At 36.7% G+C, this 19,700-nt stretch carries 15 protein-coding genes; 9 read left to right on the top strand and 6 right to left on the bottom strand.

The window, feature by feature from the left end:
• Positions 1–227: 227 nt before the first annotated feature.
• The 5 genes from DDY94_RS02390 (at position 228) to DDY94_RS02410 (ending at position 7,681) form a co-directional block, all read left to right on the top strand.
• The gene (locus DDY94_RS02390; RefSeq protein WP_111682421.1) at positions 228–1,022 is read left to right on the top strand and encodes a DUF3108 domain-containing protein; all 795 of its coding nucleotides are present in this window, start codon (positions 228–230) and stop codon (positions 1,020–1,022) included.
• Positions 1,023–1,025: 3 nt separating this feature from the next.
• On the top strand, positions 1,026–1,958 hold the full coding sequence (locus DDY94_RS02395) for a tryptophan 2,3-dioxygenase family protein (protein WP_111682422.1): 933 nt from the start codon (positions 1,026–1,028) through the stop codon (positions 1,956–1,958).
• Between the two features lie 60 nt (positions 1,959–2,018).
• Positions 2,019–3,287 (top strand): M23 family metallopeptidase, encoded by a 1,269-nt coding sequence (locus tag DDY94_RS02400; protein ID WP_232817800.1) that lies wholly within the window; start codon positions 2,019–2,021, stop codon positions 3,285–3,287.
• Complete coding sequence (gene pgi / locus DDY94_RS02405) at positions 3,287–4,930, top strand: glucose-6-phosphate isomerase (protein WP_111682424.1); 1,644 nt, start codon at positions 3,287–3,289, stop codon at positions 4,928–4,930. The genes DDY94_RS02400 and pgi overlap by 1 nt, the downstream gene beginning before the upstream one ends.
• A 162-nt stretch (positions 4,931–5,092) precedes the next feature.
• Positions 5,093–7,681: a TonB-dependent receptor gene (locus DDY94_RS02410; protein WP_111682425.1), complete on the top strand. Its 2,589-nt coding sequence runs from the start codon at positions 5,093–5,095 to the stop codon at positions 7,679–7,681.
• Between the two features lie 79 nt (positions 7,682–7,760).
• Here the strand turns inward: DDY94_RS02410 and gldD are convergent, their stop codons facing one another.
• From gldD to mutY, 4 genes are all read right to left on the bottom strand, one after another.
• Complete coding sequence (gene gldD, locus DDY94_RS02415; protein ID WP_111682426.1) at positions 7,761–8,330, bottom strand: gliding motility lipoprotein GldD; 570 nt, start codon at positions 8,328–8,330, stop codon at positions 7,761–7,763.
• On the bottom strand, positions 8,327–9,649 hold the full coding sequence (locus tag DDY94_RS02420) for a gliding motility-associated protein GldE (RefSeq protein WP_111682427.1): 1,323 nt from the start codon (positions 9,647–9,649) through the stop codon (positions 8,327–8,329). Before DDY94_RS02420 ends, gldD begins: the two co-directional genes overlap by 4 nt.
• A 17-nt stretch (positions 9,650–9,666) precedes the next feature.
• On the bottom strand, positions 9,667–10,113 hold the full coding sequence (locus DDY94_RS02425; RefSeq protein WP_111682428.1) for a single-stranded DNA-binding protein: 447 nt from the start codon (positions 10,111–10,113) through the stop codon (positions 9,667–9,669).
• Positions 10,114–10,188: 75 nt separating this feature from the next.
• Positions 10,189–11,238 (bottom strand): A/G-specific adenine glycosylase, encoded by a 1,050-nt coding sequence (mutY, locus tag DDY94_RS02430; RefSeq protein ID WP_111682429.1) that lies wholly within the window; start codon positions 11,236–11,238, stop codon positions 10,189–10,191.
• Positions 11,239–11,372: 134 nt separating this feature from the next.
• On the opposite strand from mutY, the gene DDY94_RS02435 reads away from it, so the two are divergent.
• A complete protein-coding gene (locus DDY94_RS02435) occupies positions 11,373–11,663 on the top strand; it encodes an HU family DNA-binding protein (protein WP_076619727.1) in 291 nt (96 codons plus the stop codon).
• Positions 11,664–11,976: 313 nt separating this feature from the next.
• On the top strand, positions 11,977–13,521 hold the full coding sequence (locus DDY94_RS02440) for an Rne/Rng family ribonuclease (protein ID WP_111682430.1): 1,545 nt from the start codon (positions 11,977–11,979) through the stop codon (positions 13,519–13,521).
• Positions 13,522–13,583: 62 nt separating this feature from the next.
• Here DDY94_RS02440 and DDY94_RS02445 read toward each other — a convergent pair whose 3' ends face one another.
• Together DDY94_RS02445 and DDY94_RS02450 are read right to left on the bottom strand one after the other, a co-directional pair.
• A complete protein-coding gene (locus DDY94_RS02445; protein WP_111682431.1) occupies positions 13,584–14,621 on the bottom strand; it encodes an aldo/keto reductase in 1,038 nt (345 codons plus the stop codon).
• A 3-nt stretch (positions 14,622–14,624) separates the two neighbouring features.
• The gene (locus DDY94_RS02450; protein WP_111682432.1) at positions 14,625–15,392 is read right to left on the bottom strand and encodes an XRE family transcriptional regulator; all 768 of its coding nucleotides are present in this window, start codon (positions 15,390–15,392) and stop codon (positions 14,625–14,627) included.
• Between the two features lie 76 nt (positions 15,393–15,468).
• Between DDY94_RS02450 and DDY94_RS02455 the strand changes: the two genes are divergently transcribed.
• Both DDY94_RS02455 and dinB read left to right on the top strand, forming a co-directional pair.
• The gene (locus DDY94_RS02455) at positions 15,469–18,489 is read left to right on the top strand and encodes a DNA polymerase III subunit alpha (RefSeq protein ID WP_111682433.1); all 3,021 of its coding nucleotides are present in this window, start codon (positions 15,469–15,471) and stop codon (positions 18,487–18,489) included.
• A complete protein-coding gene (gene dinB, locus DDY94_RS02460; RefSeq protein ID WP_111682434.1) occupies positions 18,482–19,699 on the top strand; it encodes a DNA polymerase IV in 1,218 nt (405 codons plus the stop codon). The genes DDY94_RS02455 and dinB overlap by 8 nt, the downstream gene beginning before the upstream one ends.
• The last annotated feature ends 1 nt before the right edge of the window (position 19,700 follow it).

Raw genomic sequence — 19,700 nt, forward strand, 5'->3', positions numbered from 1 at the left:
TCTAAAATTTATTACACAAAAACAAATTGCTATTTCAGTGTTTTGGTTTGTACTACAAATACATCGAGTATCTTAGAAAATGTGAGCATTTATCGAAAAAAAATTTAGAACAACTAATGTTTTTGACTGTTTTTCAGGCTTTTAGTAGATTTGGAACAGTAATTGTATTTAAGAGAATAGTAACATTGTTTTTACGTTACATTAATTAAATTTACGGACTAAAGGATATGAAATATTTATTGACCATATTAATTTTCTTAGTCGGCCTAAAAGCTCCTAATCTTCAAAAAGAAACTGCCTTTCAATCGGGAGAGTGGTTTAAATTTAAGATGAGCTATAGTGGTTGGCTTAAAGCTGGAGAAGCAACCCTCAAAGTTGAAGAGAAAAAACTTAAAGGTAAACCTGTTTACCATGTAGTTGGTAAGGGTAAAACTACGGGTGCTGTTAATCTATTCTTTAAGGTTAGAGATCGCTATGAAAGTTATTTTGATCGCGAAACAGGAGTTCCTTATAAATTTATAAGAAAAATTGACGAAGGTGGTCATACCAAAGATATTGAGATAGAATTTGATCAACAGCAGCAAAAGGCCATTGTCAATAATAAAAAGCATAAAAAAGTAAAAACATTTGCTACTGAGAAAGATGTACAAGATATGGTTTCTATGTACTATTATCTCAGAAACAGTATTGACGTTTCAACCTTAAAAAAAGGAGACGAAATAACAACCAATATGTTTTTTGATGAAGAAAATTACGGATTCAAATTAAAGTACTTGGGCAAAGAAACGATTAAGGTAGATATTAATGGTTCTCGCGTTAAAGTGAAGTCACTAAAATTTAGACCCTATGTTATGGCGGGCCGTGTTTTTAAGGAAGAAGAAAGTTTAACATTATGGGTTAGTGCAGATAAAAACCGAATTCCATTAAAGATAAAGGCAGATCTTGCTGTAGGGTCACTACGCGCAGATTTGGTTCAGTTTAAGGGATTAAAGCATTACTTTCCAATTATATTTGATAATTAATTTATGTCAGACCAACCAAATTACGACGACATTATTAAAGCACTTCAGGAGAAGTATAACAACATAGACCAAGATACAGACGACCATTTATACGGCTTGCTATATAGCAAGCCGATTACGTATTGGGACTATATACAAACTGATGCGCTTCTAAATCTTCAGATTCAGCGTACAACTTTGCCAGATGAAATGGTATTCATTGCCTATCATCAGATCAACGAACTGATCTTTAAAATGATTCTCTGGGAGATTTCACAAGTAGCCGAAAAAGAAAATTTAGATGTGGTCTTTTTTGAAAGCAAAATAATGCGAATAAGTCGCTATTTTGATATGCTTACAACCTCGTTCAATATTATGCGTGAAGGCATGGAGGTTGAACAGTACATGAAGTTTCGTTATACACTTACGCCGGCTAGTGGATTTCAAAGCGCGCAATACAGGTTTATTGAATTTGCCTCTACGGAATTGATCAATCTCATCGATTACAGATTTAGAGCAAATATTGATAGAAATACGCCTTATACACATGCATTTGAGCATTTGTATTGGCAAGCCGCTGGAAAAGATCATAAAACAGGTGAAAAATCCACACTTTTGGTTAATTTTGAAGCGCGTTACAAAGACGAGTTCTTAAGATTTATGGAAATGTATAATACCAAGAATCTCTGGACACGCTTTAAAGAATTACCAAAAGAAGATCAGCAGGATAAAGATTTGGTAAAAGCTATGCGCCATTTTGATTATACAGTTAACGTAACCTGGGTGATGGCCCACTATAATGCCGCCAAGCATTACATAGATAGTGGAATTGGAGATGGTGAAGCTACTGGAGGAAGCGATTGGAAAAAATACATGCATCCTAAATATCAAAGGCGAATTTTCTTTCCAGATTTATGGACAGAAGAAGAATTAGAAAATTGGGGAAATAACATATAATTAGCAGCATTAATGCACATAAAACGATTAATAGCAGTTAGCGTTTTTATAGCACTTTTTATGGCTTGCAACGAAGACAAGTCTTCCGAAGAGCCTAAAGAAGATCTGGCAGAACAAGTCGAAAAAGAAAAAATTATCGAATTTGGTTTTGACCAAAGTCTGTACGAGTTTAAACGCGATACTATTAAGAAAGGTGACACTTTCGGGATTATTCTAGAACGCCACAACATTGGTTATCCTAAGATTTTTCAAATTGCTGAGAAGGCCAAAGATACTTTCGATATAGCAACAAAGCTTCAGGTTGGTAAACCATATACGCTTCTCTATTCAAAAGAAAACGCCAACGATAGCATTCAAAAACCAACGACATTTATATATCAGCAGAATCTAGAGGACTATGTTGTTATCGATTTCAAAGATTCAATCCAGGCCTATACCAAAACTAAACCTATAACCTATGTCGAAAAAACTGCGACAGGTATTATTGAAAACAACATATCGGAAACATTAGAAAAGCAAGGATTAAGTCAGGTCCTAGCTTACAAAATGGCCGATGATATTTATGCTTGGACCATCGATTTTAGAAGACTCATGCCAGGCGATCGTTTCAAGGTTATTTATACAGATAAGTATATCAACGACAGCATTTACGCTGGTGTTCATGATGTAAAAGCAGCTTATTTTGAACATAATGGCGACTCGCTTTACGCCTTTCAATTTGAAACAGATTCTATAAAAGGCATTCAGGATTATTTTAACGAAAAAGCTAAAAATTTACGTCGTGCATTTTTGAAAATGCCTGTGAAGTTTGGCAGATTATCATCACGCTACAACCTTAAAAGACGCATCGCTTATTATGGCAATAGAGTAAGACCACATAAAGGCACTGATTTTGCCGCACCGGTGGGTACACCAATTATGGCTACTGCTAACGGTACAGTTATAGAATCTACCCGTCGTGGAGGTAATGGCAAATACGTGAAAATAAGGCACAATGCCACGTATAGCACACAGTACTTGCATATGAAAGCCCAAAATGTGAAAAAGGGACAATATGTGAAGCAAGGTGATATTATCGGATGGGTTGGTATGACAGGGAATACCGCCGGCCCACATGTTTGCTACAGGTTTTGGAAAAACGGTAAGCAGGTGGATCCTTTCAAACAAAAACTACCAGAAGCTGAACCTATTTCAGATAGTCTTAAGGTGAAATACCTAGATTATATCAAACCGATTAAAAAGCGACTCGACGAAATTTTCTTTATTGAAACACAAGCTAAAGAAACCGAAAATACAATAACCGAAGATCCTATTACAGACATACAATAATGGCACTTAAATCTATAGATCCAACCACAACAGATTCCTGGAACAAATTACAAGCACATTTTGAAACCATAAAAGATACACATCTTAAAGACTTTTTTGGTGCCAACCCCAATAGAGCCGCAGAACTAACTTTAAATTGGGATGATTTTTATGTAGATTTTTCCAAAAACCGAATAACTCAAGACACTTTAAGATTACTAATTGAACTAGCTAATGAAGTTGATCTTAAGGATGCCATTACAAAGTATTTTGAAGGCGATATCATAAATGCTACAGAAGGTCGGGCAGTGCTTCATACCGCTTTACGTGCACCAATATCTTCCGAAGTATTTGTTGATGGTGAAAACGTTATTCCGGGGGTTACTGGGGTAAAACAAAAGATCAAAGATTTTACAGAATCTATAGTTTCCGGAAATCATAAAGGTTTTACTGGCAAGTCGATTACCGATATCGTTAATATAGGTATTGGCGGATCAGATCTTGGTCCTGCTATGGTTGTAGATTCCTTACAGTTTTACAAAAATCATCTCAATACTCATTTTGTGAGTAACGTTGATGGAGATCATTACAATGAGATCATTAAAAATCTTAATCCGGAAACCACACTTTTTGTCATTGTTTCAAAGACTTTCACAACTCAAGAAACTCTGTCTAACGCCAATTCTATTCGTTCTTGGTTTTTAAAATCACTACCACAAGAAGCTGTATCTAAGCATTTTGTTGCTGTTTCTACAAATATTGAAAGTGTAAAAGCCTTCGGTATTGATGAAAACAATATTTTCCCAATGAAGGATTGGGTAGGTGGTCGTTTTTCGTTGTGGAGTGCAGTTGGACTTTCCATCAGCTTATCTATAGGCTACGATAATTTTGAAAGCTTATTGAATGGTGCCCATCAAATGGATGAGCATTTCAAAAATGAAGATTTTGAAAAGAATATTCCTGTGGTTTCAGCATTGTTGACCATCTGGTATAATAACTTTTTTAAGGCTGAAAGCGAAGCAATAATACCTTATACACAATACCTCAATCAGTTTGCCACCTATTTACAACAAGGTATTATGGAAAGTAATGGTAAGTATGTTGACAGAGCAGGAAATCTTGTAAACTACCAAACCGGAACAATCATTTGGGGTGAACCAGGCACCAATTCGCAACATGCCTTTTTTCAATTGATTCATCAAGGCACAAAATTAATCCCAGCTGATTTTATTGGATTTATTGAATGTCTTCATGGCGATACAGAGCATCATCATAAGTTGATGTCTAATTATTTTGCACAGACTGAAGCACTAATGAATGGAAAGACAGAAGCCGAAGTATTAGACGAATTTAGTGGCCAGTCCATATCTGAAGCGGAAGTAAACAAACTATTACCATTTAAAATTTTTCAAGGTAACAAACCAACAACTTCAATACTAATAAAAAGACTTACACCCGAAAGTTTAGGAAAGCTCATTGCAATGTATGAACATAAAATATTTGTTCAAGGGATTGTATGGAATATCTTCAGTTATGATCAATTTGGTGTGGAATTAGGCAAACAACTTGCAAAAACCATTCTAAAGGAGTTGAATTCTGAATCGAGCACTGGATCTCATGATGCTTCAACTCAAAATCTTATCAATTTTTATAAAAATAATTGAACGGAATTGTTAAAAATTCTCACAAAAAACAGGTATTTCTTCCTTATTTAGATTCATATTTAATAAGCAATTTTCTTAAATTTCTTAACATTTAGTTAATATTATAACCACAAGGTTACGTAATTTTGCCCCAACAAAAGAAACCAATTAACTAAAGTTTGTATGAAAAAATTTTACAATTTTTTATTAGTAGCTGTTGTGATGCTATTCACTACAGTTACTTTTGCTCAGGCTACTATTACTGGTAAGGTTATTGACGCAGAAACAACCTCACCATTACCTGGAGCAAACGTAGCAGTAAAAGGTACTTCTGATGGTGCCACTGCTGATTTTGATGGTAACTTTACAATTACCACAAGTTCTTCTTCTGGAGAAATCGTTATTTCATATGTAGGTTTTAAGCCTATTTCAATTGCATTTAATGGCGACACAAACGTTGGAACTATTAGCCTAAGCCCTGATAGTTTAGACGAAGTTGTTATTGTAGGTTCTGGAGTAATTGACCTTGCAGAGGATAGAAGAACTCCTGTGGCTGTATCTACCATTAGACGTGACGAAATCCAATTGAAAGGTGTTGGTAACGTTGAGGTTACTGAAATTATGAAAAACACACCTTCAGTATTCGTATCACCTGGCGGTGGTGGTTTTGGTGACAGTGCTTTATTTGTGCGTGGTTTTGATGATACCAATACAGCGGTATTATTAAACGGTCAGCCAATCAACGCTCAGGAAGATGGTAGAGTATTCTGGTCTAACTGGCAAGGTGTTTCTGATATTGCGAATGCAATTCAGGTACAGCGTGGTCTTGGTGCTTCAAAATTAGCTATATCATCTGTAGGTGGTACAGTTAACATTGTAATGAAGGCTGCCGAAAAAGGTAAAGGTGGATCTGTTCGTTTCTTATCTGGTAACGATAGTTACTTTAAGACTACTGCAGAATACAACACTGGTGTAAACGACAAAGGATGGGCATTCTCATTCTTAATAGACCACTGGCAAGCACACAGAAGTTGGGCGCGCGGTACTTTTGGTCAGGGTCAAAACTACTTCTTTGCTGTTGGATACAAACCAAACGACAGACACCAATTTAACTTCTTAATCACTGGTGCACCACAGTACCATGGACAACGTTGGTCACAAAGTGAAGAAACTATTGAAAACGATCCAAAATTTAACCAACACTGGGGATTCACAAGTGACGCGGTTAACGGACAGTACACTTCAGATATCGATTCTGAAAGACGTAACTTCTACCACAAACCGGTTATGAACCTTAACTGGGACTGGACAATAAGTGATGTTTCAAGTTTATCTACTGTTCTATACGCCTCTTGGGGTCGTGGTGGTGGAACTGGACCTCGCGGTGATCGGATTAGAACAGCTGATGGTCAGTTAGATTATTTCGCAATTGAGCAAGCCAACGAAGCTATTGGTGTTGGTGGATTTGATAGTGCTGAAACTGGTTACATCAGAAGAGGTTCTATGAACAATCACTCATGGTACGGAATTGTATCTAACTTCAATACTGAATTAAATGATAACTTATCATTTAACGTGGGTACAGATTTAAGATACTACGAAGGTGATCACTTTAGACAAATTATTGACCTTTACGGTTTAGATGGTTGGGCTGAAGACGGTGTAACTTACACTGATACTTTTGAAGCAGACCCTTGGGCAGCTTTATTTGATTTCGCCGATGAAAACCAAAGAATCGATTATGACTACTCTGAAACTATTACTTACCAAGGATTATTCTCTCAGTTAGAATACTCTAATGATAAGTTCTCAACTTTCATTCAAGGTGCGGTTTCTAACCAGTCTTACGTGAGAGAAGGAAGACACATTTCTTATTCTGATGAAGATAGAGGTGAGTCTGATAAATTAAATAAAATAGGTTTCAACCTTAAAGGTGGTGTAGCATACGCAATCAATGATGCTAACAAATTCTTCTTCAATGCAGGATACTACTCAAGACAACCATTCTTAGATAACGTTTTTGAAAACATCAGACGTTCTAATGCATTGGTAAGTCCTGAAGTTGACAACGAAGATATCACTGGATTTGAAGCTGGTTATGAGTTTAAAATTGGTGATAATTTCACTGCTGTAGCTAACTTCTACCACACACAGTGGGAAAACAGAGTTGTGCTTCAAGGTGGAGGAATTAATGACAACGGAACTCCAAATGACACATCTGATGATTTTGAAGTTAGTAACTTCCAAAGAGGTGTAAACCAAACGCACATTGGTGCTGAACTTGATTTCATCTTCACACCTACAAGCTGGTTAAGAATTAATGGATTCTTCTCTGCTGGTAGCTGGAAATTTGATGGAGAAAGTAGCTTCGACGAATTCAATATTGATACTGGTGAATTAGTAAGTTCTGCTGATGGTATTAATAGAGATGGTATTAGTGTTCCTGGTGTTGCTCAAACAACAGCTGGTCTTAATGCTAGAGCTAACATTATTTCAGGTCTTTCTGCTGATGGTGGTTTCAAATATTATGGAAACAGCTATAAGCACGATGGTGGTTCATTACAGACAATGAATATCGGTACAATCGATGATTTCGTATTAGCTGATTTTGGTCTTACTTATAACTACACTTTAGGTAATGGCGATAGATTAACGTTTAGAGGAAACGTCTTCAACGTATTCGATAACATCGTTATTAGTAACACTGACCGTTTTGGATTCTTTAATACAGACGGTAGAACGTTTAACGTAAGTGCAAGATATAGTTTCTAATCTCTTAGAAACATTCAATAAAAAAAGCAGCCGTAATGGCTGCTTTTTTTATTTCATATAATATATTTCAAAAAGTACATTAGTTCTGCCAGCGTACAGATTCCATAAGGCGCTTAATATCTTTTTTAAGATACTCTGATGCAGGGTATATTGAATCGTAATTCGGTTTAGCATAAAAATATAATGACCCACTTAAGAAATGATTTAAACTATCAGTAACATAAAACTGAGACTGTGAAGCGGCATCACCACCAATTTCATAAAACATTCCATATACCTTATTATCTCCATCTTCATAGGGCTTATAAGATATCTCATCTGCCTTAATAGTGTGCTTTTGAGTGAGATTCTGTGCATCGCGAAGTAAGCTGTCTAAATTATCGTTTTTAACTGCTTTATACGACAAATATATTGTTGCTTTCAATGAAGGGTATTTTACATCTACACCTTTTGTTTCTCCCGATGTTTTCACTTTTGAGATACGATCAGATAAGACGTTCTTTTCAAAAGTAAATGGAAGAGGCAGAACTGCTTTCTTATACTTGGCATCAGGATAATCTAATCTTAAGTATCCTTTAGGTTTTGGAAGTGGATCATCGGCACAACCCACCATGAATAAACTCAGTATTGGAATTAAAATACGCTTCATACGTCTGTATTCAAAAGAGTAACCTTTATTTGTTTTATTCGTTTTCGTTCAAGTGCTTCAATAGTAAAAACGTATTTTTTGAAATTTATTTTACTTCCAATTCTTGGAAATCCACCTGAAATCTCTAGAACAAAACCCGCTAATGTTTCAGCTTCACCTTTTCGACTTTCGAAATGCTCCGCTTCTTCATCTTCGATATCAATTATTTTGTAAACATCCTTTAAAGGTGTTTTACCTTCAAAACTGTAATTGTTGTCATCGAGCTTGGTGTAAATGAGATCATCGTCGTCGTACTCGTCGCTAATATCACCTACGATCTCTTCAATAACATCTTCAAGAGAAACCAATCCGGAAGTACCACCATACTCATCTACAACCACCGCTAAATGCACCTTTTTAGTTTGAAACTCTTCCATAAGGTCATCGAGCTTTTTGTTTTCAGGTACAAAAAATGGTTCTCTAATTATATCGGGCCAATTAAATGTTTTTTTATTTAGGTGTGGAAGAAGATCTTTCACATAAAGAACACCTTTTATGGTATCTATATTCTCTTCATATACAGGAATTCGGGAATAGCCATGCTCCACAATTTCCTCTAAAATATTACTAAATTTCGCTTCAATATTTATGGCAAAAATATCCATTCTTGGACGCATCACCTGCTTAGTGTCTGTATTTCCGAAGGATACAATACCCTGCAGTAACTTTTGCTCCTCTTGGGTTGTATCGTTGTCATCTGTTAGCTCTAAAGCTTGAGACAACTGATCAACACTTAGATTGGATCGTTTTTTTCCAAATCTGTTTTCAATGAATTGCGTTCCATAACGCATTGGTAAACTGATAGGTGAAAAAACAACATCGAGAACCTTCAGCGGTCTAGCCATAAAGGATGAAAATTTCACACTGTTACGACTCGCATATATTTTCGGAATGATCTCTCCAAATAACAAGATTATGAAGGTCGCTGAAACAACTTCTAAAAGAAACCGCACCAATGGTTTTGTGATATTTGCAAAAAGGGTTTCGCCAATGTAAGCGAATAGAAGAACTATCGCTATATTAATAAAGTTATTAGCCACTAAAATTGTAGCCAAAAGTTTTTTTGGTCGCTCTAATAAGGACGCCACGATCAACATTGCGGCCGACTTTTTCTCAACACCTTCGTCAATATTGGCTTTTGTTAAAGAAAATAGAGCCACCTCAGCCCCAGAAATTAGCGCAGAACATACCAGCAGTAATAAGAGCAATACTACACTTGTAATAAATGAGGTATTAGAAACTAATAAATTCGAAAATAAAAGCGAGGGCTCAGGATCCAAGATGCAATGCTATTAAATTAAAATGGGAGATCATCATTGTCAGCTTCTGGCACAACACTGTTTTGAGTAGGTTGCTGTGGTTGAGCTGGTTGATAGTTTGCAGAAGGTTGACCTTGCTGTTGTTCGTTCTTATTGGTTAAGAATGTAAAGTCTGTACACTGAATCTCTGTAGAATAGCGTTCCATACCTTTATCGTCTGTCCATTTTCTGGTTTTAATTCTACCTTCAATGTAAACTTTATCTCCTTTACTGAGATACTTTTCACAAATTTCAGCAGCTTTATTTCTCACCACTATATTGTGCCATTCGGTATTAGAAACGCGTTCATTTGTCGTTTTGTTGGTGTATGTTTCGTTAGTTGCCAAAGGAAATCTACCTACACAATTCTTATCATCGAAATAATGCATTTTTACTTCATCTCCCAAATGCCCAATTAGCATTACTTTATTTAACGTTCCTGACATATTACAATTGATTTAGCCTACAAAGTTAGTTAATTTGAAATGTTTACTTTAAAATTAATAAAAAATTGTGAGTTCTTAAACCCTATCAAAATTAAAGGTACTTATAAAGTCGCTTATCAATACTGGTGCGGGATAACGCTCTAAATCTTTAATCGGAATTGCTCCTTTTGGCAGTTCCCCTAACTCAATGATCCAAAACTTTGTGTGTAGATGTTGATGCGATAATTTATGAATCTTGTCTTCTACATTGTAAAGTGAATATTCAAAATTAGAATCAGCCGGAATTATTTCTTTAATATTCAACTGGTGAAACTCCGCGTCCGATATGCTTTTCTCAGATTCAATTAACGGAAACTGATAGAGATTTTGCCAAATTCCTTTTCCGGTGCGCTTCTCTAAAAGGGTATTCTTATGTTTATCAATACATACCAAAAAATTGAAATACTTAGTGGTAACCTTAGTCTTTTTCAATTTTACTGGTAATTGATCAATTTTTTGCTTCTGAAAAGCTACACAGCCTTTACTTAATGGACAAACAATACAGTAGGGGTTTTTGGGCTTGCACTGCGTAGCACCAAATTCCATAATAGCTTGATTAAAAACAGCGGGCTGCTCTTTATCGATCAGTGAGGTCGCTAATGCCTTAAATTCTTTAATCCCTGAGCTTGAATTTATTGGTGTATCAATTCCGAAGAAACGCGACAAAACACGATAGACATTACCATCTACTACGGCAGCAACCTCATTAAAAGCTATTGAAGCAATGGCACTTGCTGTATAATCACCTACTCCTTTTAATTTAATGAGCTCCTTATAATTATCTGGAAAAATACCGTCTAATTCAAAAGCTATATACTTTGCAGTGGTGTGTAAATTGCGCGCTCTCGAATAATAACCTAGACCTTGCCAAAGTTTTAAGACCGCCTCTTCTGAAGCATTGGCAAGATCAAAAATACTCGGGAATTTCGTAACAAAAGCTTCATAATAAGGTAACCCTTGCCTAACTTGGGTCTGCTGTAAAATGATCTCTGAAAGCCAAATGTAATAAGGATTTTGAGTTTCACGCCATGGTAACGCCCTCTTGTTCTCTGAATACCAATTAATTAGCGTATTGCTAAAATTCATCCTTTCATTTTCAATTTTTCACAAAATTAAATCTTTATATTGTTAAATTTTAATTAATTACGCTTGAAATATTGAAATTAAATTACATATATTTGCATCCCTTAGAATTTATAGTAACCCTAAAACTAATAACAATGACAAAAGCCGATTTAGTAGCTAAGATATCTGACAAATTAGGAATGGAGAAAGGTGATGTTCAAGCTACAGTAGAAACCTTTATGGAAGAAGTAAAATCATCACTAGAAAGTGGAGATAATGTTTATTTAAGAGGTTTCGGAAGTTTCATTATTAAAACGAGAGCTGAAAAAACAGGTCGTAACATTTCAAAAAATACTACGATTAAAATTCCAGCTCACAACATACCAGCTTTTAAGCCAGCTAAAGTGTTTTTAGAAGGTGTAAAATCTAATGTTGAAGTTAACTAAGACTTTAAAAAAATATTAATTAAAAAAAGCATTATTAATTATGCCAAGTGGTAAAAAACGAAAAAGACACAAGGTAGCGACGCATAAGCGTAAAAAACGTAGACGCGCTAATCGTCACAAAAAGAAATAAGCTGGGAAAAAGTAGTTTTTAGACTACTTTTTTCAGTTTTAAAAAAACGTTCTTTGATATAAAATTAGATATACAATTTGTATATGATAATTTGTTGGATTTTCCGATTTACATCGGAATCCTGTGTCAAATAATTTAGTAAAATCCATCCCGACAATTTTCGTCGAGATTTAAATTAACATCATGAACAAGGAATTAATCGTAAGATCGAGTTCAGATATTGTTGATTTTGCACTATTAAAAGATGGAAAACTTATTGAATTACATAAAGATGAGGAGGATAACAACTTTGCTGTAGGCGATATTTTCATTGCCAAGATCCGCAAAGTAATTCCTGGATTAAACGCCGCATTTGTAAATGTAGGTTACGAAAAAGATGGTTTTTTACACTATCATGATCTGGGACCAAAATTACCTTCACTTTTAAAATTCATTAAACGTGTAAGCACAGGGAAATTAAGAGACTATAGACTCAAAGACTTTCCATTTGAAAAAGATTTAGATAAGCATGGCGCAATTGCCAATGCCTTAAAATCGAATCAATCAATTTTAGTACAAGTAGTAAAAGAGCCTATTTCCACAAAAGGACCGCGCATTAGTTCAGAATTGTCTATCGCCGGAAGATACATCGTTTTGGTTCCGTTTTCTAACCGTATTTCAATTTCGCAAAAAATTGAATCTCAAGAAGAAAAAGACCGCCTAAAACGACTAGTTAAAAGTATTACTCCTAAAGGATTTGGCGTTATTATTCGTACCGTAGCTGAAGGCAAGAAAGTTGCCGAGCTCGACAGTGATTTACAGAACTTGCTGGCAAGATGGACAGCAATGTGTAAAAAGTTGTACAAAGCCCATCATCCTACGAAAGTACTTGGTGAAATGAACAAAGCATCCTCAATTTTGAGAGATATTTTTAACGATTCATTCTCTGGTATCGTGGTAGATGATGAAGAATTGTACATACAAGTAAAAGATTATGTGCAGCAAATTGCACCCAAAAAAGAGTCTATTGTAAAGTATTATAAAAACGGTATTCCGATTTTTGAAAAATATGGCATCGAACGCCAAATCAAAACATCGTTTGGAAAAACCGTTTCTATGGCTAAAGGCGCTTACCTGGTTATAGAACATACCGAAGCTATGCATGTTATTGATGTAAATAGCGGTAACCGTTCTAACAAAGAAAAAAGTCAGGAAGACACCGCCTTAGAGGTGAACCTCATCTCTGCTACCGAAATTGCCAGACAACTGCGACTGCGTGATATGGGTGGTATTATAGTTATCGATTTTATCGATATGGGGAAAGCCGAAAACCGAAAAAAACTTTACAATCATCTCCGCGACGAGATGAAAGACGACAAAGCAAAACACAAAATATTGCCGCCGAGTAAGTTTGGTTTAGTGCAGATTACCAGACAGCGCGTAAGGCCAGAACGCAATATTAAAACCAAGGAAGAGAATCCTAATCTTGTTGGTGGTGACGAAATTGAAGCACCAATAAAAGTGGTACAGCGTATCAAACAAGATTTAGATAGAGTTCTTAAAAAAGACTATAAAAAGATTACTTTAAATGCACATCCTTTTATAGCAGCCTTTCTAACCAAAGGGTATCCATCAATCCGTACAAAGTGGTTCTTTGAACACAAGAAATGGATTAAAGTCTTACCTCGAGATGCTTACACTTATCTTGAATATCATTTTTTTGATAAAGATGGTAATGAAATCAAATAATATCTATTAAAAAAGCCCAATTGAAATATTCAATTGGGCTTTTTGTTTTATTACGATCTAAATCATGGCGCCGGATTAGGAATTTCGGCATGCACCTTATTGATTTCGTTCATCACCTCTTTAGACAATGAAATATTAATACTGTCAATATTCTCTTCAAGTTGTTTTAGATTGGTTGCACCTATAATATTACTAGTTAAAAATGGGCGTTCATTAACAAAAGCTAAAGCCATCTGCGCTAAGGTCATGCCATTATCTTCTGCAATTTTTAAATAACGCTTCGTCGCTTCAGTAGCTTGCTCTCCACTGTATCTTGCAAATCGTGGGAACAACTTCAAACGTGCATTATCAGCTGCTGTTCCTTTAATATACTTACCAGATAATACGCCAAAAGCCATTGGTGAATAGGCTAAAAGTCCAATATTTTCTCTATGAGAAATTTCAGCAAGTGCACCTTCAAAAGGTCTACATAATAATGAATATGCATTTTGTATAGTGATCATTCTCGGCAGATTATTATACTTCGCTTCTTCGAGATAACGCATGGTTCCCCAAGCACCTTCATTAGAAATACCAACATGTCTAATTTTACCAGACTTGATGATTTCGTCGAGATTATGAAGAATTTCATTAAAGTTATCTTCCCACGGATCATTTGGATTCGGCACATAATCGCGCACCCCAAACATTGGTGTGTTTCGTTCTGGCCAATGCAATTGGTACAGATCAATATAATCGGTTTGTAATCGTTTTAAGCTGTTGTCTACAGCTTCATTCAGCGCAGATTTGCTGAAACCTGTAGTTCTAATATGGGCGGTATAATCGCCCGGACCAGCAATTTTGGTGGCCAAGATCACTTTGTCTCTATTACCAGTTTTTGTAAACCAATTTCCTATAATACGTTCCGTATCTGCATAGGTTTCTGCTGTGGCAGGAACGGGATACAATTCAGCAACATCAAAAAAATTGACACCTTTATCTAGTGCCATATCCATTTGTGCAAAGCCTTCATCTTGGGTATTCTGGTTGCCCCAGGTCATCGTTCCGAGGCATATTTTACTAACCTTAATATCAGTGTTAGGCAGTGTGGTGTATTTCATCAATTACAGTTGTTTTACGGCTTCTAACTCTACTTTGAGCTCTTGAAACATCGTCATTATACTACTAAGTTTTAACTCTTTTTCGTCGTACTCTTGGGTATTAATACAGCATGTAAATTCCCAAAGCTCTAAGATACTGGTTTTAGAGACCAAATACGGTTTATACAATTTATTATCTGAACTTAGCAATAGATTCTGACTATTGTCTTCTTGCAGGTAGATCCGCTTGTAAACCAACCCGTCATCTTTGGTAAGCACAACATAGGTTCTGCCATCTCTAATATCGTTAATATCTTCCACAAATTTGGCTACCACAAAGGCACCATCTTTAACCGGTAACATGGAGTCACCTTTAATAGGAAAGGCTCTATGTGTTCCTGTCGGAAGAAAGGGTAACTTAATCTTCTGAAGCTGTTCTATGTATTCAGGATCGTCATAACCCGATAAATACCCAGCCGAGGCTTTCGCCGGAATAATCTCAATAAGATCTTCATTATTCTCATTAACGGTAATAGGAAACAACACACGCTTATTCCCTACTTCTATAAACGAAGTATCTTTCGCTTTCCGTAAATCTTTTCGAACTAAAATATCTATAGGAATATTAAAATAATTTGACAGATCGATCAGTCGTTCTATTGGCGGTTCGCTTCGTCCTTCTTCATAAGAACCTACCATGGAGCGTGTCCAGCCCAAATCATCCGCAAAGTGCTCTTGCGATAGTTTTCTTAATGTCCTGAGGTGCTTAATATTAATTTGAATGGGTTTCATGGGATTTCAAATTTAACAGTATTTGCTACAAATATAAGCAATATAAACTACAATATGTAGCTAATTTTGTTTTCCCATGTATTTAAACTGCCACACATATTACAGCCTACGATATGGCACTATAAAACCCGAGCAATTGCTTGCTATTGCTTCAGAAAATGGCGTACAGACCTTAGCGCTAACAGACATTAATACCACCTCTGCCTGCTTAGATATTGTACGGCTTTCCAAAAAATATAAAGTAAAACCTATCCTTGGTGTCGATTTTAGAAACAAGGCGCAGCAAGAGTTTATTCTTATTGCTAAAAACAACCAGGGTTTTCAAAATATAAACGATTATCTCTCTACGTTTCTTCATGATCAGAATTTGAAAATCCCAGAACGCCCCGATGTTGATCTAGAACATTGTTTTGTGGTTTATCCTTATCAAAAGGGTAAAAATTTCAAGCTAAAAGCAAATGAATTTTTAGGCATCACGCCTCGAGATCTCAATCAGCTGAAATTTTCAAAATGGAACAAACACAGAGAGAAATTAGTGGTGCTTAAAACTGTATCGTTTCAAAATAAAAAAGGCTTCAACACACATCGCCTGCTGCGCGCTATAGACAACAACACACTTTTAAGCAAACTTCCAAAATCTGAAGAGGGCAACGAAAACGATTTGATGCTACCTTATAATGAATTGTGCGATCTGTATTCAGAATTTCCGGGGCTTATTCGTACCACAGAACGGCTTATGGCAGATTGTTCTATTAGTTTTGATTTTGAAAATACCACCCCAAAAAATCAGAAGACTTTTACCGACAGTGAAACTTCAGACTACAAGCTATTAGAGCAACTCACCTACCAAGGGATTCCGTATCGCTACGGTGATGCTGTTGATGATAAGATTTATAAACGCATCGAAAAAGAGCTCAATATCATCAAACAAAAAGGCTTTGTCTCTTACTTTCTGATCAACTGGAAACTCTTAGAATACGCCCGTAGTAAAGACTACTTCTATGTGGGACGCGGTAGTGGCGCCAATAGTATTATTGCTTATTTACTGAGAATAACCGATGTAGATCCTATAGAACTCGACCTATATTTTGAACGTTTTATTAATCTGTTTCGGCAAAATCCACCCGATTTCGATATTGATTTTTCGTGGAAAGATCGCGATGATATAACTCATTTTATTTTCAATACTTTTAAGCATACCGCACTTTTAACCGTTTACAATACCTTTAAATTTAGGGCTTCGGTGAGAGAACTGGGTAAAGTCTTCGGATTACCAAAGTCTGAAATGGATCTGCTTACCCAAGGTAAGTTCGACGTTAATAAGCTCGACAGGCTATCCCTGCTAGTCCTGAAATACAGTCGCTATATTGAAGGGTTCCCAAATTACCTGGGCGTTCATGCTGGTGGTATTCTAATTTCTGAAAAACCTATTCACTACTACGGTGCTACATTTGTACCTCCAAAAGGATTTGCTACTACGCAGTTTGATATGGTTGCTGCAGAAGATATTGGCCTGTACAAATTCGATATTTTAAGCCAGCGTGGCTTAGGAAAGATCAAAGATACCGTCGACATTGTGGCCTATAATCATCCTCATCAGCCCAGACTCGATATTCATGATATTAAGCGCTTTAAAAAAGATGAACGTATAAAATATCTGCTCAAAAATGCAAAAGCCATTGGCTGCTTTTATGTAGAATCGCCTGCAATGCGCATGCTTTTAAAAAAACTACAAGTCGATAATTATTTGGGGTTAGTAGCGGCAAGCTCAGTAATTCGTCCTGGCGTGTCTAAAAGTGGTATGATGCGTCAGTACATTCTGCGCTATCGCTTTCCTGAAAAACGCAAAGATGCGCATCCTGTACTTGCCGAACTTATGCCAGATACCTATGGCGTTATGGTCTATCAGGAAGATGTTATTAAGGTGGCACATTACTTTGGCGGTCTCACTCTTGGTGAAGCCGATATGCTGCGTCGTGGTATGTCTGGTAAATTTAGATCTAGGGCAGAATTTCTGAAGGTAAAACAACAATTTTTCGACAATTGCGAAAAAGATGGTAAACCTTACGAATTTGTGGCAGACGTGTGGCGACAGATCGAAAGCTTTGCGGGCTATGCTTTTGCCAAAGGACATTCGGCGTCTTATGCTGTAGAAAGCTATCAGAGTTTATTTCTGAAAGCTTATTATCCGTTGGAATATATGACGGCTACCATCAATAATTTTGGTGGTTTTTACCGAACAGAACTCTATGTTCATGAAGCCAGAATGCATGGCGGAAAAATTGAAACACCCTGTATCAATCAATCTTATAAGCAAGCTATAATTAAGGGCAAAGCTATCTTTTTAGGCTTTATGTTTTTGCAATCTATAGAGTCCAAAATCATAGATCGTATCCTCAGTGAAAGAGATCTGAATGGCACCTTCAAATCGCTTGATGATTTTATAGAACGCGTGCCTATTTCAATAGAACAGATTACCATTTTAATTAAGATCAATGCCTTCAGATTTACCAGAGTGAATAAGCGCGAACTGCTATGGGAAGCCCATTTAAAGATCAGTAAAACGGTGGTGCAAGAACATATTATGACCCTATTCAAAACTGAAAAGATCAACTATAAAACACCTCAGCTATCAAGCACAGATCTAGAAAACGCTTTTGACGAAATTGAGCTGTTAGGTTTTCCGTTGTGCAACCCATTTCATCTCTTGGAAAATCCCTTTCCGGGGAACTTACGTGCCAAACATTTGCCTGCTTATAAGAATAAGTTTGTGCGTATTAAAGGCTATTTGGTAACAACCAAAAACACCAGCACCTCTAATGGTAAGCGAATGTATTTCGGAACGTTTTTAGATTACGACGGCGACTTTATAGATACGGTTCATTTTCCACCTATTGCCGCCAAATATCCTTTTAGAGGAAGAGGTGTTTACGAAATTACTGGGAAGGTGATGATAGAATTCGATTGTGTTTCTATTGAAGTTTCCAAGTTTGAACGCTTAGCCGTCATTGAAGATCCGCGCTATGCCGTGAAATCACTAAACCCTACATTTCAACGAAAGAAAAGTTTTAAAGATTTGAAAGCACAACATGACTAATAACCGCGCTATAGTACATATGGATCTAGACACTTTTTTTGTGTCGTGCGAACGTTTACTAGACAGTAGGCTCGTAGGCAAACCTGTACTTATTGGTGGTACAGGCGACAGAGGTGTTGTAGCCTCTTGCAGCTACGAAGCCCGGACATTTGGTGTGCATTCCGCTATGCCAATGCGTATGGCACGGCAACTCTGCCCAGAGGCAATTGTACTCAGAGGTAACTCTGGTATTTATACCAAGTTTTCACAAAGTGTTACAGATGTTATCAAGGAAACCGTTCCGCTTTACGAAAAAACATCGATCGATGAGTTTTATATCGACCTTACTGGTATGGATAAGTTCTTTGGTTGCCACAAGCTGGCTTCAGAATTACGTCAGCGTATCATCAAGGAAACAGGATTACCTATTTCATTTGGCTTGTCGCTAAACAAAACGGTTTCAAAAATAGCAACAGGCGAAGCCAAACCTAACAACGAAATACGGATTCCGACAGGGACAGAAAAGCCATTTCTGGCACCATTATCGGTTAAAAAAATTCCTATGGTTGGTAATGTAACATACAAAGCGCTATGCGATTTGGGAGTTAAGCGCATCCAGACCGTGCAAGAAATGCCCATGGAATTAATGCATAAAGTGTTGGGTAAAAACGGGCTTTCCATTTGGAAAAAAGCTAATGGCATAGATAACAGTCCTGTGATTCAATACCACGAACGCAAGTCGATCTCTACTGAACGCACCTTCGGGCAAGACACTACAAATATTCATAAGCTCAAAGGCTTGGTAATTGCCATGGCCGAAAATTTGGCTTATCAACTGCGACGTGGCAACAAGTTAACGGCTTGTGTGACTTTTAAAATTCGTTATTCTGATTTTCAAACCTATACGCAGCAGCAACGCATTCCTTATAGTGCTATGGATCATACTATTATTCCTGTGGTGCTCGGACTGTTCAAAAAACTGTACAACCGTAGATTGTTAGTCCGGCTTATTGGTGTAAAATTTAGTCATTTGGTAGAAGGTGGTCACCAGATCAATCTCTTCGAAGACAACGAAATGCACCTCAATTTAGCACAGGCTATGGATAAAATGCGCGAACGTTATGGCGACCGTGCGGTGATGTGTGCAGCAGGTATGGAAGCTAAAACCATTAGCCGTTGGAATCCTTTTACCGGTGAGCCTCCGCCACTGTTAGCCAATAGGCATCAATAGC

Origin of the sequence: Winogradskyella tangerina, from assembly GCF_003260205.1 — a bacterium.
GTDB classification, from domain to species: Bacteria; Bacteroidota; Bacteroidia; order Flavobacteriales; family Flavobacteriaceae; genus Winogradskyella; species Winogradskyella tangerina.

Coding starts and splice junctions, on each gene's coding strand:
- DDY94_RS02390 (WP_111682421.1), top strand. CDS start 228: ATGAAATATTTATTGACCATATTAATTTTCTTAGTCGGCCTAAAAGCT.
- DDY94_RS02395 (WP_111682422.1), top strand. CDS start 1,026: ATGTCAGACCAACCAAATTACGACGACATTATTAAAGCACTTCAGGAG.
- DDY94_RS02400 (WP_232817800.1), top strand. CDS start 2,019: ATGGCTTGCAACGAAGACAAGTCTTCCGAAGAGCCTAAAGAAGATCTG.
- pgi (WP_111682424.1), top strand. CDS start 3,287: ATGGCACTTAAATCTATAGATCCAACCACAACAGATTCCTGGAACAAA.
- DDY94_RS02410 (WP_111682425.1), top strand. CDS start 5,093: ATGAAAAAATTTTACAATTTTTTATTAGTAGCTGTTGTGATGCTATTC.
- gldD (WP_111682426.1), bottom strand. CDS start 8,330: ATGAAGCGTATTTTAATTCCAATACTGAGTTTATTCATGGTGGGTTGT.
- DDY94_RS02425 (WP_111682428.1), bottom strand. CDS start 10,113: ATGTCAGGAACGTTAAATAAAGTAATGCTAATTGGGCATTTGGGAGAT.
- mutY (WP_111682429.1), bottom strand. CDS start 11,238: ATGAATTTTAGCAATACGCTAATTAATTGGTATTCAGAGAACAAGAGG.
- DDY94_RS02435 (WP_076619727.1), top strand. CDS start 11,373: ATGACAAAAGCCGATTTAGTAGCTAAGATATCTGACAAATTAGGAATG.
- DDY94_RS02440 (WP_111682430.1), top strand. CDS start 11,977: ATGAACAAGGAATTAATCGTAAGATCGAGTTCAGATATTGTTGATTTT.
- DDY94_RS02445 (WP_111682431.1), bottom strand. CDS start 14,621: ATGAAATACACCACACTGCCTAACACTGATATTAAGGTTAGTAAAATA.
- DDY94_RS02450 (WP_111682432.1), bottom strand. CDS start 15,392: ATGAAACCCATTCAAATTAATATTAAGCACCTCAGGACATTAAGAAAA.
- DDY94_RS02455 (WP_111682433.1), top strand. CDS start 15,469: ATGTATTTAAACTGCCACACATATTACAGCCTACGATATGGCACTATA.
- dinB (WP_111682434.1), top strand. CDS start 18,482: ATGACTAATAACCGCGCTATAGTACATATGGATCTAGACACTTTTTTT.